Below are 14,563 nucleotides of genomic sequence, written 5' to 3' on the forward strand. Positions count from 1 at the left end.
TTTGCCTATTTTTAGTTTCAGCTGCAGACTGGACAACTGAGATCTTGTGTGATGTTGAATTGACGCAATTCCATTGTCAGTCCATCAATAATAGTTAATTTACCAGCAAGTGTTGGTAATTCTAGAAGGCATTTGATAGCCTCTAGGGCTTGTATAGAGCCGATTATTCCTAATAATGGTGCAATGACACCATTTTGCGAGCAAGACTCTTGTATGGAGCCTTGGTTGCTTTTGAGTGGAAATAGGCATTGATAGCAGGGTTGCTTGTTTTTTCTAAAGTCATAAGTAGTGACTTGTCCTTCCCATCGAATAGCGGCACCTGAAACTAAAGGAATTTGGCATTTATGACAAATCCGATTGAGTTGATATCTCGTTTCAAAGTTATCAGAACAATCTAAAACCAGGTCATGTTGTTTGGTGATTTTTAGTAATTCATCATCAGTGAGTTTTGTGGTAATTGTTTCAGTTTTGACGTTTTTATTAAGAAGTTCGACACTTTGTTGTGCAGAAATCGCTTTGTTTTGACCGACTCGTTGTTGATTATGAATCAATTGTCGCTGAAGGTTTGACAGATCAACCTGATCAAAGTCAATGAGTGTGAGCTGACCAATGCCGGCCGATGCTAAATAGAGTGCTACTGGTGATCCAAGGCCGCCAAGTCCAATAATAGCAACACGTTTTTGAGCAAGGAGTAATTGACCTTCATAACCAATTTCATCTAATAGAATATGGCGGCCATAGCGTTCAAGTTGTTCATCATTGAGTTCTTGGATCATATTGTTTCCATTATTTTTGTCCCAAAGAGACGCGGTCATGCTGTGCAAAATCTTTTATAGTTTCAATGTGGCAGAACCCCTCCTGAGCTAGAAGGCTTCTTACTGCTTCGGCTTGATTATACCCATGCTCTAGTAATAGCCACCCCTTTGATTGCAATTTTGGATAGCTCTCTTGAATAATCTGTTTTATGGCATCGAGGCCATCATCTCCTGAGGCTAGCGCCCGAATAGGCTCATATCTAAGGTCACCTTGCTGTAAATATTGGTCTTCAGTTTCAATATAGGGTGGGTTGCTAACAATCATATCGAATTTAGGTAATGTTTCAAACGCTTCAAGCCAATGACATTGGATAAAACTAACCTTTACCTGGTGAAGATTTGCATTATTTTTTGCAACTGTTAACGTGGGGTAGTGAACATCAGTGGCGATTACAATAAGCTTGGGGTTTTCTTTTGCTAATGCAATAGCAATAGCTCCGCTGCCTGTTCCTAAATCAATAAGTTGTTTAGATTTAGGTGTTATTCGTTTTAGAGCTTCAGTAACAAGAATTTCGGTGTCAGGACGGGGTATGAGGGTTTCAGCTGTAACGCCTAATTTCAACCCCCAAAATTCACGATAGCCTAGAATGTATGCAACTGGTTTACCCGCTTTACGTTCCTTGATGAGGCTTTCATAATGGGATTGCGCTGGTTGGGTTAAACGATTTTCGGGCCAGGTTAAGATGTGAGCACGATTGACTTTAAGCACTTCACATAAAAGATGTTGTGCTTCAAACCTGGCCTCGTCAGAAGAAATGTGCTTATTTGCTATCAGTTGCGCGTAGCCCCAAGCCAATGCTTGGTTTATTGATAGCTCATCTGTGTGTTGATGAGCACTCATTGGCTAGTCTTGATTACTAAGTTCGGCCAATTGTTCAGCCTGATATTCATGTATTAATGGGTCGATGACTTGAGCCAAGCCGCCATTCATCACATCATCTAGTTTATATAGGGTGAGGTTGATACGATGATCAGTTACCCGCCCTTGAGGGTAGTTGTAGGTTCTAATACGCTCTGATCTGTCACCAGACCCAACTAGTGATTTACGCGTTTGGGCAATTTCTTGGTTATGTGCTTGACGTTTGGCATCCATAATTCGTGCGGCTAGAAGTGACATAGCCCTAGCACGGTTTTTATGCTGTGAACGTTCATCCTGACACTCCACAATAGTGCCCGTAGGAAGGTGTGTAATTCGGATAGCTGAGTCTGTTTTGTTAACATGCTGTCCGCCGGCACCAGAAGCACGAAAGGTATCGACTTTTAGGTCGGCTGGATTGAGCTCGACTTGCTCAACATCTGCCGCTTCAGGCATTATCGCTATAGTGGCTGCTGACGTGTGGACACGGCCTTGAGTTTCGGTGGCGGGCACACGTTGGACACGATGTGCACCTGATTCAAACTTTAATTTTGAATAAGCACCATCGCCAATAATGCGGGCGATGATTTCTTTATAGCCACCATGCTCGCCATCGCTAGTATTGATAATTTCAATCTGCCAGCGTTGAGTTTCAGCATAACGTGCGTACATCTTAAATAGATCACCGGCAAAAATTGCGGCCTCATCACCACCGGTACCTGCACGGATTTCAAGAAAGATATTGGCATCATCATTTGGATCACGAGGAAGTAGCATTTTTTGTAAGGCTATTTCGAGGGTCTCAAGCTGTTGCTCTAACGCAGGATACTCTTCTTGCGCCATTTCTTTGAGTTCGCGATCGCCAGATGCAATCATATCCCGCGCTTCCTGTAGATCTGATTCGGCATGAAGGTAGGCCTGGTAACTGGTAACCACTGGTTCGAGTTGTGCATGTTCTTTAGATAAGTTGCGGAATTCGGTTTGATTGTTAACAACTTGAGGGTCTGATAACAAGACACCGACTTCCTCGAGTCGTTCTACAAGTGCTTGGAGTTTGCGTTGAATGGAATCTTTCATGTAATCAATATACTTTCTTAAAATTAATGAGCGGACTTGTCATCATTCGATGTGTTTATGAGCAGTCTTTCAGCGAAGTCAATAATATCTTGGTCACCCATTTCACCCGCTTTATTTAATTGATAGCTTGGATTGTGGGTTAACTTATTGGTTAATTGATGGGCAAATTTATGCAAAATACGTTTTGGATTGTGGCCTAGGTCGAGTTCGTGTAAAGCTTGATCAAGGAGTTGGTTTTTATAAGTTTCTGCTTGCATTCGATAACTGCGAATCAGTGGATTTACACACTGAATCGCTTGTTGTTGGCACATGAAGCGTTCAGCGTGAAGTTGAATTATATCTTCAGCCGCGGCAGCGGCATCTTTACGGGATCGTTTATTTTGCTCAATAATATCGGTTAAGTCGTCTACCGTATAAAGGTAAACATCATCGAATTTATTTACCCGACTATCAACGTCTCGCGGGACAGCAATATCAACAATAAACATGGGACGATTGCGGCGCTTTTTTAAAGCCTTCGCCACACTCTCATAGGCGACTAAGGTTGATGGGCTACCGGTGGATGCAATGATAATATCAGCTTCGTGTAGATGACCGTCCAGTTCGTCCAGTTCAATGGCGTAGCCATTTAGTGATTCTGCAAGGGCATGAGCACGACTGAATGTCCTGTTAGCAATCACAATTCGACGAGCATTAGATTCATGCAAATGGCGTGCTACCAATTCTATGGTTTCACCAGCACCAATTAGCAATGCTGTTTGTTGTGACAGTTCACCAAAAAATTGTTTTGCCAGTGATACAGCTGCGAACGCAACAGATACAGGACTATTACCAATAGCAGTATCAGTTCTAACTTGTTTAGTGGCACGGAATACGGCTTGAAAGAGATTTCCCAGTGTATGGTGAATGCTCGAAGATTTGTGGGCCAAATTATAAGCATCTTTTAACTGACCAAAAATCTGTGGCTCACCCAACACTAGAGAATTTAAACCACTCGCAACGCGCATAATGTGCTGAACAGCGACTAAATCTCGATACAGGTATAGGTAGGGCGCTAACTGGTCGGTCTGTAAAGCAAAAAACTGATGTAGCCAAGCGATAACAGGTTCGGCTTCCGACTCTTCAACCGTAAAATAAATTTCCGTTCTGTTACATGTCGATAAGATCACGCTTTCGGTGACTAATTGCTGTTGCTTAAGCTCTTGCAGGGCATTAAAGACCTTATCGGCTGAAAACGAGACTATCTCTCGGATGTCAACAGGTGCCGTTTCATGGTTCACGCCCAATGCAAATAGGTTCATGCCGTTGTTAATTCAGTTTTAAATAAAGGCGTAATAGTAGCCGATTTTGCAAATTTTCTCAAAGTAAAGCCATGGCTTTATCATGCAAATGCGTCTTTTATTTTGCAAATAGGCTGTGAAGTTGTCGCTTGCAATTGGTTGTTTTTTTATGTTAGGGTAAAAAAGTAGCTACAAATCAATAATTTATTTTTACAGGAGGCGTTTTTTTAGCGGTCCACATTGCGTAACAACAATGTGTCGATGAAACGTAAATGTTTATGAACATTACGATTAGACCTACACAACTTAGTGATGGAACTGGCTTGGCAAACCTTGTCAAAGCATCCGGTACTCTTGATGTCAATTCTGATTATCTGTATTTCCTGTTAGCGGATCATTTCTCTGAAACTTGCGCTATTGCCGTTGATGACAAACAAACCCCGATTGGTTTTGTAACGGCTTACCGTTTACCTAAAGACCCTACTACCCTTTTTATATGGCAGATTGCAGTTGCTGAAGAAGCGCGCGGTCAGGGGTTGGCTAAAAAGCTACTCCAGCATTTAACTGAGCAGGTGTGGTTTGATTCAATTAATCAAGTCGTCTGCACAATATCACCTCACAACTGCGCTTCAAATGCCTTGTTTGAGAGTTTTTCGGATTCCTTGAATGCGCAATTGAACTCCAAGGATTATTTGACCACTCAACACCTAGGCTTGTCTCATGATCCAGAGCCTTACGTCATTATTGAACTACCAACCTAAATAGGCGATATCTTTTCGGGTGTCAAGAAGTCGCATAACCGTTTTAACATTTTTAAATTAGCGAGAGAAAACAACATGGATATTTCTTTATTTGAGCAATATGAATCTAATGTGCGTGGTTATATACGCTCATTCCCAGCTGTCTTTGATACAGCGACTAGCGCAACGATTGTTGACGTTGAAGGCAAGCGTTACATCGACTTTTTTGGTGGAGCAGGTTCATTAAACTATGGCCATAATCATCCGCTTATTAACCAAGCACTGATTACCTATATTCAACGCAATGGTATTACCAACGCGCTTGATAAAGCCACGGTGGCAAAGCATGACTTTATTTCGGCATTTCAGTCGATTATCCTCAAGCCCCGTAAGATGGACTATAAAATTCAGTTTGTTGGACCGACGGGTGCCAATGGCGTTGAAACCGCATTAAAACTTGCGCGCAAAATGAAGAAACGCTCGAACGTAATTGCCTTTACTAATGCTTATCATGGTCACAGTTTAGGCGCTCTTGCGGTGACAGGTAATGAGTTCTACCACGGCGATTATTACGACGTACCACGCAACGTAAATAAAATGCCATATGACAATTACTTTGACCATGACATGGATAGTGTCGATATGCTACGCCACTACTTGGGCGATGGAAGCTCGGGTTATGAGCTTCCTGCGGCGGTTATTGTGGAGTCTATTCAGGGTGAGGGTGGTATTAATGTTGCCAGTGTTGGATGGTTACAAAAGTTATCCGCTCTATGTAAAGAGATGGATATCCTGCTGATTATGGATGAAATTCAAGTTGGTAACGGTCGAACGGGTGACTACTTCTCATTTGAAAGAGCGGGAATCATGCCGGATATTATTACGTTATCTAAGTCGATTGGCACAGGTATGCCTATGTCGATCGTACTCATGAAACCTAGCGTTGATGTTTGGTCGCCGGGTGAGCACACGGGCACCTTTAGAGGCAATAGTTATGCGTTTATAGCTGGTGCAGCAGCATTAGAGCTATGGCGCAATGATGATTTTAGTCGTTCCATTCGTGCCAAAGGCAAGCAGGTCGAGGCGGCATTTAAGGACTTTCAGGCTCGCTTCCCAGGTTGGATTACCGATGTACGTGGTTTAGGTATGATTTGGGGGCTGGAGTCTTTAGTTGAAGGGTTTTGTAATGAGGTCTCTAAACAAGCTTTTCAGCGTGGTCTGATGATGGAAACAGCAGGCGCAAGTGATCAAGTGTTGAAATTTTTAGGACCATTGGTCATTAGTGAGACAGAATTGAATGAGGGTTTTGAAATCTTAACAGATGCCATTTTAGCAGCTGTTGCTGTTTTTGAGAAAACGGGTAGGACCCCGTGTGCCGCATAGTTGAACAAAGTTAGGAGATAGTTTTGAAAATTAAACGATTGCAAGATGTTATTGGTACGGAACGAGATGTAAACGCCGAGAATGGTCACTGGGTAAGTCGCCGTTTATTATTAGCAAAGGATGGTATGGGTTTTTCAATGCATGATACGACCATATTTGCTGGCACTGAAACTTACATTCATTATGCGAATCATTTAGAAGCTGTGTACTGCGTCGCTGGGCGTGGTGAAATTGAAGACCTAGAAACGGGGGTTACGACTCAGATTGAAGATGGTATTTTATATGCCTTGGATGGTCACGAGCGCCACTATTTGCGTGCTACTGAAGATATGCGTATGGTTTGTGTGTTTAATCCACCGATTACTGGCAGGGAAGTTCATGATGATAAGGGTGTTTATCCGTTAATTACAGAATAAAATCCGTCATGAGAAGTAAAAGCCCCGAGTTAGGGGCTTTTTTGTCAATTAAGATTAACTTTTCTTTAAATTATACTCGTAAGTTAAGAATTGTTTTAGGATGTCTGGCTGGACAGGCTTATGCATCACAGTAATATTTGCAGGTAGCTTTTCGCGGTTTATCTCTTCAGGTTTGTAAGCGGTTAGTACGATAATTGTTGAATCTTTGGTCGTTTCGAAGTTTCGCATCGCTTGGACCATACTATAGCCATCCATTTGGGGCATATTTAGGTCCGAAAAAATAATTTCAGGTTTATAGCGGCCAGCATTAATCAATCCCTCATAGCCATCGTTGGCGGTCAAAACCTTCATAGGGAAGCCCAGTGCATTAGCCATTGACTTAATTAAGTCAATTGAGATTTGGTCATCATCAACTACCAGCACTTTAAGCACGCCATCATCTTCATTTGCCCGCTCACGACCATTTTTCATAATATACTCATCAACTGATGAGCGTAATAAACGACGATGACCACCAGGTGTTTTCCATATCTGTAAGACCCCTTCATCAGCGAGGCGTTTAATAACTGTTTTGGAAACACCTATTAATTCGCAGGCTTCAGTTGTTGTAACGTACTTTGAATTTTTAGTAGCCATAAATGTCCTCAGTTCTGTATTTTGGAAAAATTAAACTTAAAATCAATTAAGTATTATTTTATCAAAAAAATATTAAAAATTCTCAAAAATTGCCCTTGCGTAATCCAAAGTGAATAGTTTCCTTTTTGTTTAGATTTCATTGGTTTTGCTGAGATTTTTGGCTTTAAAAGTGTTATCTTTCACTATGTAACTAATAATTAGATTGTATTAAGAGCGCTGAAGAGGTGTTTATGGAGTATGTGCACAACATAATGAATCTTAAATGTAGTGGATGTGTAAATCAGGTTACTAAAAAACTGCAGGGTATTGAAGGGGTTAGTGATGTCAGGGTGGACCTGGAGCTCGGCCTTGTTCGCTATCAAGCCACTGGGCTAGGCATCAATGAACAAGTGTTAACCCAGCTAATCAAGTTAGGGTATCCAGAGGTGGGTAGTGTCGATGGAATTGCAGCTGCGGGTGCAAAGGCAAAATCTTTTGTCAGTTGCGCTATTGGTAAGATGACAAAGGAGTAACTGGGTGACGCAACAAACTATTAACTATGAAGGCATTGAACAGCAAAGTGTTGCCTACTTTACCGAAAAAGCTTATCTCGATTACGCCATGTATGTCATTTTAGACAGAGCTTTACCTAGCATTTGTGATGGTCTAAAACCAGTTCAGCGGCGCATTATTTATGCCATGTCTGAACTGGGTTTAAAGTCGACGGCAAAGTATAAGAAATCAGCAAGAACTGTAGGTGATGTTTTGGGTAAATTTCATCCTCATGGTGACAGTGCCTGCTACGAAGCTATGGTATTGATGGCTCAGGACTTTTCTTTTCGATATCCTTTAGTTGATGGTCAAGGCAACTGGGGTTCGATTGATGATCCTAAGTCGTTTGCAGCTATGCGTTACACCGAGTCAAAGCTATCAGCTTTTTCTGATTTGCTGTTGCGTGAATTGGGTCAAGGCACAGTTGACTGGGTACCAAATTTTGATGGCTCATTAGATGAGCCTCTGGTTTTACCCGCGCGGGTTCCACACATTTTATTAAATGGCACATCGGGTATTGCTGTGGGTATGGCGACAGATATTCCGCCACACAACTTGAATGAATTGGTGGCCGGTTGTATCGCGCTTCTTGATAAGCCCAGCTTGTCAGACCGCGAACTTTTGGACTTTATTCCGGGGCCGGATTACCCCAATGCAGCACACATTATTACACCTACTGAAGATATAGCTAATATCTATTTGCAAGGGCAAGGCTCATTGCGCCAGCGTGCTAACTTTCTCATTGAAGATGATGTAAATCTTGTTATTGATGCTTTACCGTTTCAGGTTTCAGGCGCCAAAGTCTTGGAGCAAATCGCCAATCAGATGCGGGCCAAAAAACTGCCGATGATTGTTGATTTGCGAGATGAATCTGACCATGAGTCGCCAACGCGCTTAGTTGTAGAGCTGCGTTCGAAACGTGTTGATGTGGACGCGCTGTTTTTGCATCTTTGCGCAACTACAGATTTAGAAAAATCTTACCGGGTGAATTTGAATGTTATAGGTTTAAATGGGCGACCCCAAGTTAAAACCTTAAAAGGTATCTTGTCGGAGTGGTTGACTTACCGAACAGAGACTCTCCGGCGACGTTTGCAGTACCGTTTAGATAAAATCCTCGCTCGCTTGCATATATTAGATGGCCTTCTAATCGCTTTTTTGAATATCGATGAAGTTATTGCCATTATTCGTGAATATGATCACCCAAAGGCAGAGTTGATTCAACAGTTTAGACTAAGCGACATACAAGCGGAAGCAATTCTAGAACTCAAACTGCGTCACTTAGCTAAGCTGGAAGAGATGAAGATTACTGGAGAACAGGTCGAGCTTGCGGCGGAGCGTGATCAGTTAGAGGGTATTCTGGGAAGTGAACGGCGGCTTAAAAACTTGCTTAAAAAAGAATTGCAAGCGGATGCGCAATTACACGGCGATGCTCGCCGTTCCCCGCTTGCAGAGGCGTCTATAGCAACAGCTCTGAGTGAGCAAGACCTATTACCTTCAGAAGCACTAACCTTAGTATTGTCTGCAAATGGCTGGATTCGAGCGGCAAAAGGCAGTGATGTTGAGGGTGAGGGATTGGCCTATAAGTCAGGTGATCGTTTCTTGATGCAATGTCAGGCCAATTCACGTCAAACCGCTGTGTTCTTTGATTCAACTGGGCGGGCTTATGCCGCCGCTTGTCATTCGTTGCCCTCGGCAAGGAGTCATGGTGAGCCATTAAGTGGTCGTTTTAGTTTAACGTCTGGGGCTAAGATAGTAGCTATGGTTGTTGCGGACTCGAGTGAAGAAGTGTTTTTGGCAGCCGCTAATGGCTATGGTTTTGTGGTGCCATTTGACCAGCTCTTGTCAAAAACCAAATCAGGTAAAGTCGTGTTTAATCTTGATGAGGGTGTTGAGCTAGTTGCCGTTAGTAAGGTGTGTGCGGGTGGTCGAGTTGCGGTTGTATCTAATGAACCTAGGTTGTTGGTGTTTAGTGAAGGTGAACTACCTCGCCTTAATAAAGGCAAGGGTAATAAGCTGATTCAATTGCCTAAAGAGCATAGCTTGGTGGCGGCAATGGTTTTTGACCAAAGAGCAAAGCTTGCCTTGATTGCAAACGACTATACAAAAACGTTTGGTCCTGCACAAGTAGAGGAGGCCTTTGCTAAAAGGGCGGCACGGGGTCTCAGCTTGCCCCGCACATTGAAAGAAGTATCCTTTATAAAAGCCGTTTTGTGATACTTTGTTTGTAAAGTGACTGGTGACGAATTTACTGTTTTTGTCCTAATAACTGCACGACACTGCTTGGGCCAGAATGGCCAGTCCCTTCCTGAATGGTTCTTATGATCTCTTGATTTTGTTGCCATAGCATCGTTTTGAAATCTTTTTTTAGGCTGTCGAGTTCGTAAAGTAACCCCAGGTCTTTTGGACCGCCACTAGTATATTTCAGTTGTCTTGGGCTGTAGGCTTCTAATAAAAACAGTCCACCAGTTACCAGGCCTGCTTCCACGTCTTGGTGTACTTTTTGACGCAAAGCGGCTGGTAAATGGCAAAAGATGCTAACGATGGCATCCCATTGTTCAGTACCAAAATCAAACTCATTAAGGTCGGCCAGTTGGTAGTCGATTTGAAGATTGTTTGCTTCGGCAAGTGCTAAGGCTTTTTCACGCGCCACACTGGAGCTATCGATTGCGCTTACTTGGTGGCCAAGTCGGGCAAGAAAAACCGCATTTCGACCTTCTCCCTCTGCAATGCACAGAATTTTTTTTGGTGTTGCCCAAGTGTTGGCTATGGCATGTAAAAAATCATTTGGTTCAGTGCCGTAAAAATAGTCTTTGCCTAGATATTTCTCATTCCAGTCCATAGGTGTTCCTTTCTTTTACAAATATGGCTAGTCGATGCCAAGTATCTTGTGTGTTTGTAAGCTAAGTCGCCATTGAGGGTGTTGTAAGCAGTATTGCACCGCCATCTCGGTATGCTCGGCGACTTTAGGTCCATCCATAGGTTGCAAATAGTAATGCTTAAATTGATGCGCTTGGTTTATTTGATCCGGCATTAGATTTTTTTGCGGGAAGACTAATTTTAGTTCATCACCTTCAGTCAGTAGCCAGGGTGCATTGGCTTTGGGACTGACACAAATCCAGTCAATCTGCTCAGGTGCTTGTTTAGTGCCGTTGGTCTCTAGAGCAATTTCAAAATTAAATTGGTGAAAAGTATCTACCAGGCTTTGATCAGCTTGAAGTAACGGTTCACCACCGGTTAACACCACAAATGGATGTGTTTTGGCGGTTTTTGGCCACAGACCTAACAAATGCTCAACCAGGTGGGTGGCGGTATCAAAGCGTCCGCCGTTTTGTCCATCAGTACCAATAAAATCGGTATCACAAAACTGGCAAATGGCCTGTGCGCGATCTGTTTCTCGTCCAGTCCATAAATTGCATTGAGTAAAGCGGCAAAAAATGGCCGGACGACCGGCATGAAAGCCTTCCCCTTGGAGTGTGTAAAATGCTTCTTTAATTTGGTAGCTCATGGTATTAGCCCAAGTCATTAAGGCCTGGATTATATTTTAATCTTTTGCTGAAATCACAAAATGTTATAATAAATAGTTAATTTTTAGCCATATTTGATGCGGCGTTAGATCGCGAAAGTCAAGATTAGTAGGAAAGGTCATGTCTGCAAAAACACTTTACGATAAGTTATGGGACGAGCATGTTGTCCGCCAAGAAGAAGACGGTACAGCATTAATCTATATCGATCGTCAGTTGTTACACGAGGTGACATCGCCTCAAGCCTTTGAAGGTTTACGACTGGCGGGTCGTACGCCTTGGCGCATTAGTGCCAACCTCGCTACTGCTGATCATAACGTGCCCACTACACCAGTTGAAGGTGGTGCGGCAGGGATTGTTGACCCTATTTCGCGTATTCAAGTGCAAACTTTACATCGCAATACGCAAGAGTTTGGTATCACTGAGTTTGGTATGGGTCACATCCGCCAAGGGATTGTGCACGTGGTTGGACCCGAAAACGGCGCTACGCTTCCAGGTATGACCATTGTGTGTGGCGATTCCCATACCTCGACTCATGGTGCACTGGGCGCCTTAGCTCACGGCATTGGAACCTCAGAAGTTGAACATGTTTTAGCAACGCAGTGTTTGATTCAAAAGAAAAACAAAAATATGTTGATTCGTGTTGATGGTCAGTTGCAACCCGGCGTAGGGGCCAAAGATGTGGTTTTGGCGATTATTGGTGAAATTGGTACGGCTGGCGGAACGGGGTATACCATCGAGTTTGGTGGCCAAGTATTACGTGATATGTCGATCGAAGGGCGTATGAGTATTTGTAATATGTCCATTGAAGCGGGTGCGCGAGCAGGCCTGGTTGCCGTTGATGAGAAAACGATCGAGTATGTTAAAGGTCGCCCATTTTCACCCACCGGTGCGCATTGGGATGCGGCTGTAAAGCACTGGCAAACGTTGCATTCTGATGAGGGCGCGCACTTTGATAAGGTTGTTGTTTTAGACGGTTCTGCTATTCAGCCCCAGGTTTCTTGGGGTACGTCACCTGAAATGGTGGTTGGTGTTAACGATAACGTACCCGACCCTGCTATAGAAGCCGACCCGGTTAAATCGAATAGTATGCGTCGGGCTCTTGAGTATATGGGACTTTCTGCAAATATTCCGATAAAAGATATTCAGCTTGATTACGTTTTCATCGGCTCGTGTACAAATTCTCGTATAGAGGATTTACGTGCGGCAGCGGCTATCGTCAATGGCAAAAAAGTTGCTGCTAATATCGAACAAGCCTTGGTTGTTCCAGGGTCAGGCCTGGTTAAGCAGCAAGCAGAAGCAGAGGGCTTGGATAAGATTTTTATGGATGCCGGTTTTGAATGGCGCAACCCTGGTTGTTCGATGTGTTTGGCTATGAATGCCGATCGTCTGCCCGCTAAAAAGCATTGTGCCTCAACCTCTAATCGTAACTTCGAGGGTCGTCAGGGTGCCGGTGGTCGTACTCACCTCGTCAGTCCAATCATGGCGGCTGCGGCTGCGGTTGCTGGTCGCTTCGTCGATGTCAGAGAGTTGGTTTAGGAGAAAAAGAGATGAGTTTAACCCAGTTTACCCACATAACTGCTATCGTAGCGCCCTTAGATCGCGCCAACGTTGATACCGATGCAATTATTCCAAAACAATTCTTAAAGTCGATTAAACGCAGTGGCTTTGGCCCTAATTTATTCGATGAGTGGCGCTATTTAGACGTTGGTCAGCCCGAGCAGGATAGTTCGGCACGTCCGATTAATCCCGATTTTGTATTGAACCAACCTCGATACAAAGGTGCCAAAATTCTATTGGCGCGTGAAAACTTCGGTTGTGGTTCCAGTCGTGAACACGCACCTTGGGCGCTAAAGGATTATGGCTTTGATGTTATTATTGCGCCAAGTTTTGCAGATATCTTTTTTAACAATAGCTTTAAAAATGGCATCTTGCCGATTACCCTCAGTGATCAACAAGTCGATCAGTTATTTACCGAAGTAGCCGAACAAGAATGCTATAAGCTTGACGTGGATCTTGCAAGTCAAACGATTACGACGCCAAGCGGTCAAAAATTAGCGTTCGAGGTAGATAGTTTCCGTAAACATTGCTTGTTGAATGGTCTCGATGACATTGGATTAACTCTGGTACATCGCGATGATATCGCCCAATATGAAGCCAAGCGCCAGCAACAAGCCCCTTGGTTATTTGTGACCCCCAATTTATCTTAATTTATTTTTTTAGAGGTTTTTTATGACAAAGCAGGTCTTATTGTTGCCAGGTGATGGCATTGGTCCAGAGATTGTGGCGCAAGCTGTGAAAGTACTAGACGTACTGAATGACAAATACAATCTTGATATTAATATGACCGAAGGTTTGGTGGGTGGAGCGGCTTATGATGTACACGGTCATCCCTTGCCAGAGGCCACTCTAGAGGCGGCTTTAGGTGCCGATGCTATCCTGTTGGGTGCTGTAGGCGGCTATCAGTGGGAGTCATTAGATATTGCGGTGCGACCAGAAAAAGGCTTGCTAGGAATACGTTCGAATTTAAAGTTATTTGCGAACCTGCGTCCTGCTATGCTTTACCCACAGTTGGCTGATGCTTCAACACTAAAGCCAGAGGTTGTTAGTGGCTTGGATATTTTGATTGTTCGTGAATTAACCGGCGGTATTTATTTTGGTCAACCTCGTGGAATTCGTGTCTTGGAAAACGGCGAGCGCCAAGGCTTTAATACTTATGTGTATTCTGAATCGGAAATTAAGCGGATTGGTCACGTGGCATTCCAAGCGGCGATGAAGCGTAACAAGAAAGTCTGCTCCGTGGATAAAGCCAATGTGTTAGAAGTAACCGAACTATGGCGTGAAGTCATGACGGATTTGGCAAAAGAGTACCCGGAAGTCGAGCTGTCGCACATGTATGTTGATAATGCCGCGATGCAGTTGGTGCGTAACCCAAAACAGTTCGATGTTATTGTCACCGGTAACATGTTTGGCGATATTCTATCTGACGAGGCGTCCATGTTAACGGGCTCAATTGGTATGTTGCCGTCTGCTTCGCTTGATGCAAATAACAAAGGTATGTACGAGCCAAGCCATGGTTCTGCTCCGGATATTGCTGGTCAAGACTTGGCCAATCCATTGGCAACAATCTTATCAGCAGCGATGATGATCCGCTATAGCTTAGGTCGTGAGGATTTGGCGGTTAGAGTTGAGCAAGCGGTAAGTGCTGTATTGGACAAGGGCCTGCGTACAGGTGATATTTTTTCTGTAGGTATGACCCGCGTATCAACCTCTGAAATGGGTGATGCTGTCGTCGAAGAGTTGTAAGT

15 protein-coding genes are annotated in these 14,563 nt (G+C 43.6%); 8 read left to right on the top strand and 7 right to left on the bottom strand.

Going from position 1 to position 14,563, the window contains the following annotated elements:
* Positions 1 to 17 precede the first annotated feature (17 nt).
* The 4 genes from THICY_RS03090 to hemA are packed head-to-tail and all read right to left on the bottom strand — an operon-like array spanning position 18 to position 4,049.
* Complete coding sequence (locus THICY_RS03090; RefSeq protein WP_013835157.1) at positions 18 to 776, bottom strand: HesA/MoeB/ThiF family protein; 759 nt, start codon at positions 774 to 776, stop codon at positions 18 to 20.
* Positions 777 to 786: 10 nt separating this feature from the next.
* Positions 787 to 1,656, bottom strand: coding sequence for a peptide chain release factor N(5)-glutamine methyltransferase (gene prmC, locus THICY_RS03095; protein WP_013835158.1), 870 nt, complete (start codon positions 1,654 to 1,656; stop codon positions 787 to 789).
* A 3-nt stretch (positions 1,657 to 1,659) separates the two neighbouring features.
* On the bottom strand, positions 1,660 to 2,748 hold the full coding sequence (gene prfA / locus THICY_RS03100) for a peptide chain release factor 1 (RefSeq protein WP_013835159.1): 1,089 nt from the start codon (positions 2,746 to 2,748) through the stop codon (positions 1,660 to 1,662).
* A 23-nt stretch (positions 2,749 to 2,771) separates the two neighbouring features.
* Positions 2,772 to 4,049 carry a glutamyl-tRNA reductase gene (gene hemA / locus THICY_RS03105; protein ID WP_013835160.1) on the bottom strand — a complete coding sequence of 426 codons (1,278 nt, stop codon included), beginning with the start codon at positions 4,047 to 4,049 and terminating at the stop codon, positions 2,772 to 2,774.
* A 251-nt stretch (positions 4,050 to 4,300) separates the two neighbouring features.
* Between hemA and ectA the strand changes: the two genes are divergently transcribed.
* From ectA to THICY_RS03120, 3 genes are all read left to right on the top strand, one after another.
* Positions 4,301 to 4,789 carry a diaminobutyrate acetyltransferase gene (gene ectA, locus THICY_RS03110; RefSeq protein WP_013835161.1) on the top strand — a complete coding sequence of 163 codons (489 nt, stop codon included), beginning with the start codon at positions 4,301 to 4,303 and terminating at the stop codon, positions 4,787 to 4,789.
* Between the two features lie 75 nt (positions 4,790 to 4,864).
* Positions 4,865 to 6,151: a diaminobutyrate--2-oxoglutarate transaminase gene (ectB, locus tag THICY_RS03115; protein ID WP_013835162.1), complete on the top strand. Its 1,287-nt coding sequence runs from the start codon at positions 4,865 to 4,867 to the stop codon at positions 6,149 to 6,151.
* A gap of 23 nt (positions 6,152 to 6,174) precedes the next feature.
* Positions 6,175 to 6,567 (top strand): ectoine synthase, encoded by a 393-nt coding sequence (locus tag THICY_RS03120; protein WP_013835163.1) that lies wholly within the window; start codon positions 6,175 to 6,177, stop codon positions 6,565 to 6,567.
* 54 nt (positions 6,568 to 6,621) lie between these two features.
* Here the strand turns inward: THICY_RS03120 and THICY_RS03125 are convergent, their stop codons facing one another.
* Positions 6,622 to 7,203: a response regulator gene (locus THICY_RS03125; protein ID WP_013835164.1), complete on the bottom strand. Its 582-nt coding sequence runs from the start codon at positions 7,201 to 7,203 to the stop codon at positions 6,622 to 6,624.
* Between the two features lie 230 nt (positions 7,204 to 7,433).
* Here THICY_RS03125 and THICY_RS03130 point away from each other — a divergent pair, with 230 nt between their 5' ends.
* Together THICY_RS03130 and parC are read left to right on the top strand one after the other, a co-directional pair.
* Complete coding sequence (locus tag THICY_RS03130; RefSeq protein WP_013835165.1) at positions 7,434 to 7,715, top strand: heavy-metal-associated domain-containing protein; 282 nt, start codon at positions 7,434 to 7,436, stop codon at positions 7,713 to 7,715.
* Between the two features lie 4 nt (positions 7,716 to 7,719).
* Positions 7,720 to 9,948, top strand: a complete 2,229-nt coding sequence (parC, locus tag THICY_RS03135; RefSeq protein WP_013835166.1) for a DNA topoisomerase IV subunit A — start codon at positions 7,720 to 7,722, stop codon at positions 9,946 to 9,948.
* 31 nt (positions 9,949 to 9,979) lie between these two features.
* Here parC and THICY_RS03140 read toward each other — a convergent pair whose 3' ends face one another.
* Positions 9,980 to 10,573: a class I SAM-dependent methyltransferase gene (locus THICY_RS03140; RefSeq protein ID WP_013835167.1), complete on the bottom strand. Its 594-nt coding sequence runs from the start codon at positions 10,571 to 10,573 to the stop codon at positions 9,980 to 9,982.
* Positions 10,574 to 10,600: 27 nt separating this feature from the next.
* Positions 10,601 to 11,239, bottom strand: a complete 639-nt coding sequence (gene queE / locus THICY_RS03145; RefSeq protein WP_041435321.1) for a 7-carboxy-7-deazaguanine synthase — start codon at positions 11,237 to 11,239, stop codon at positions 10,601 to 10,603.
* A 139-nt stretch (positions 11,240 to 11,378) separates the two neighbouring features.
* Here queE and leuC point away from each other — a divergent pair, with 139 nt between their 5' ends.
* The 3 genes from leuC to leuB are packed head-to-tail and all read left to right on the top strand — an operon-like array spanning position 11,379 to position 14,561.
* Positions 11,379 to 12,794, top strand: a complete 1,416-nt coding sequence (gene leuC, locus THICY_RS03150) for a 3-isopropylmalate dehydratase large subunit (protein WP_013835169.1) — start codon at positions 11,379 to 11,381, stop codon at positions 12,792 to 12,794.
* 11 nt (positions 12,795 to 12,805) lie between these two features.
* Complete coding sequence (gene leuD / locus THICY_RS03155; RefSeq protein ID WP_013835170.1) at positions 12,806 to 13,465, top strand: 3-isopropylmalate dehydratase small subunit; 660 nt, start codon at positions 12,806 to 12,808, stop codon at positions 13,463 to 13,465.
* 22 nt (positions 13,466 to 13,487) lie between these two features.
* Positions 13,488 to 14,561, top strand: a complete 1,074-nt coding sequence (gene leuB, locus THICY_RS03160) for a 3-isopropylmalate dehydrogenase (protein WP_013835171.1) — start codon at positions 13,488 to 13,490, stop codon at positions 14,559 to 14,561.
* The last annotated feature ends 2 nt before the right edge of the window (positions 14,562 to 14,563 follow it).

Source organism: Thiomicrospira cyclica ALM1, from assembly GCF_000214825.1.
GTDB lineage: Bacteria > Pseudomonadota > Gammaproteobacteria > Thiomicrospirales > Thiomicrospiraceae > Thiomicrospira > Thiomicrospira cyclica.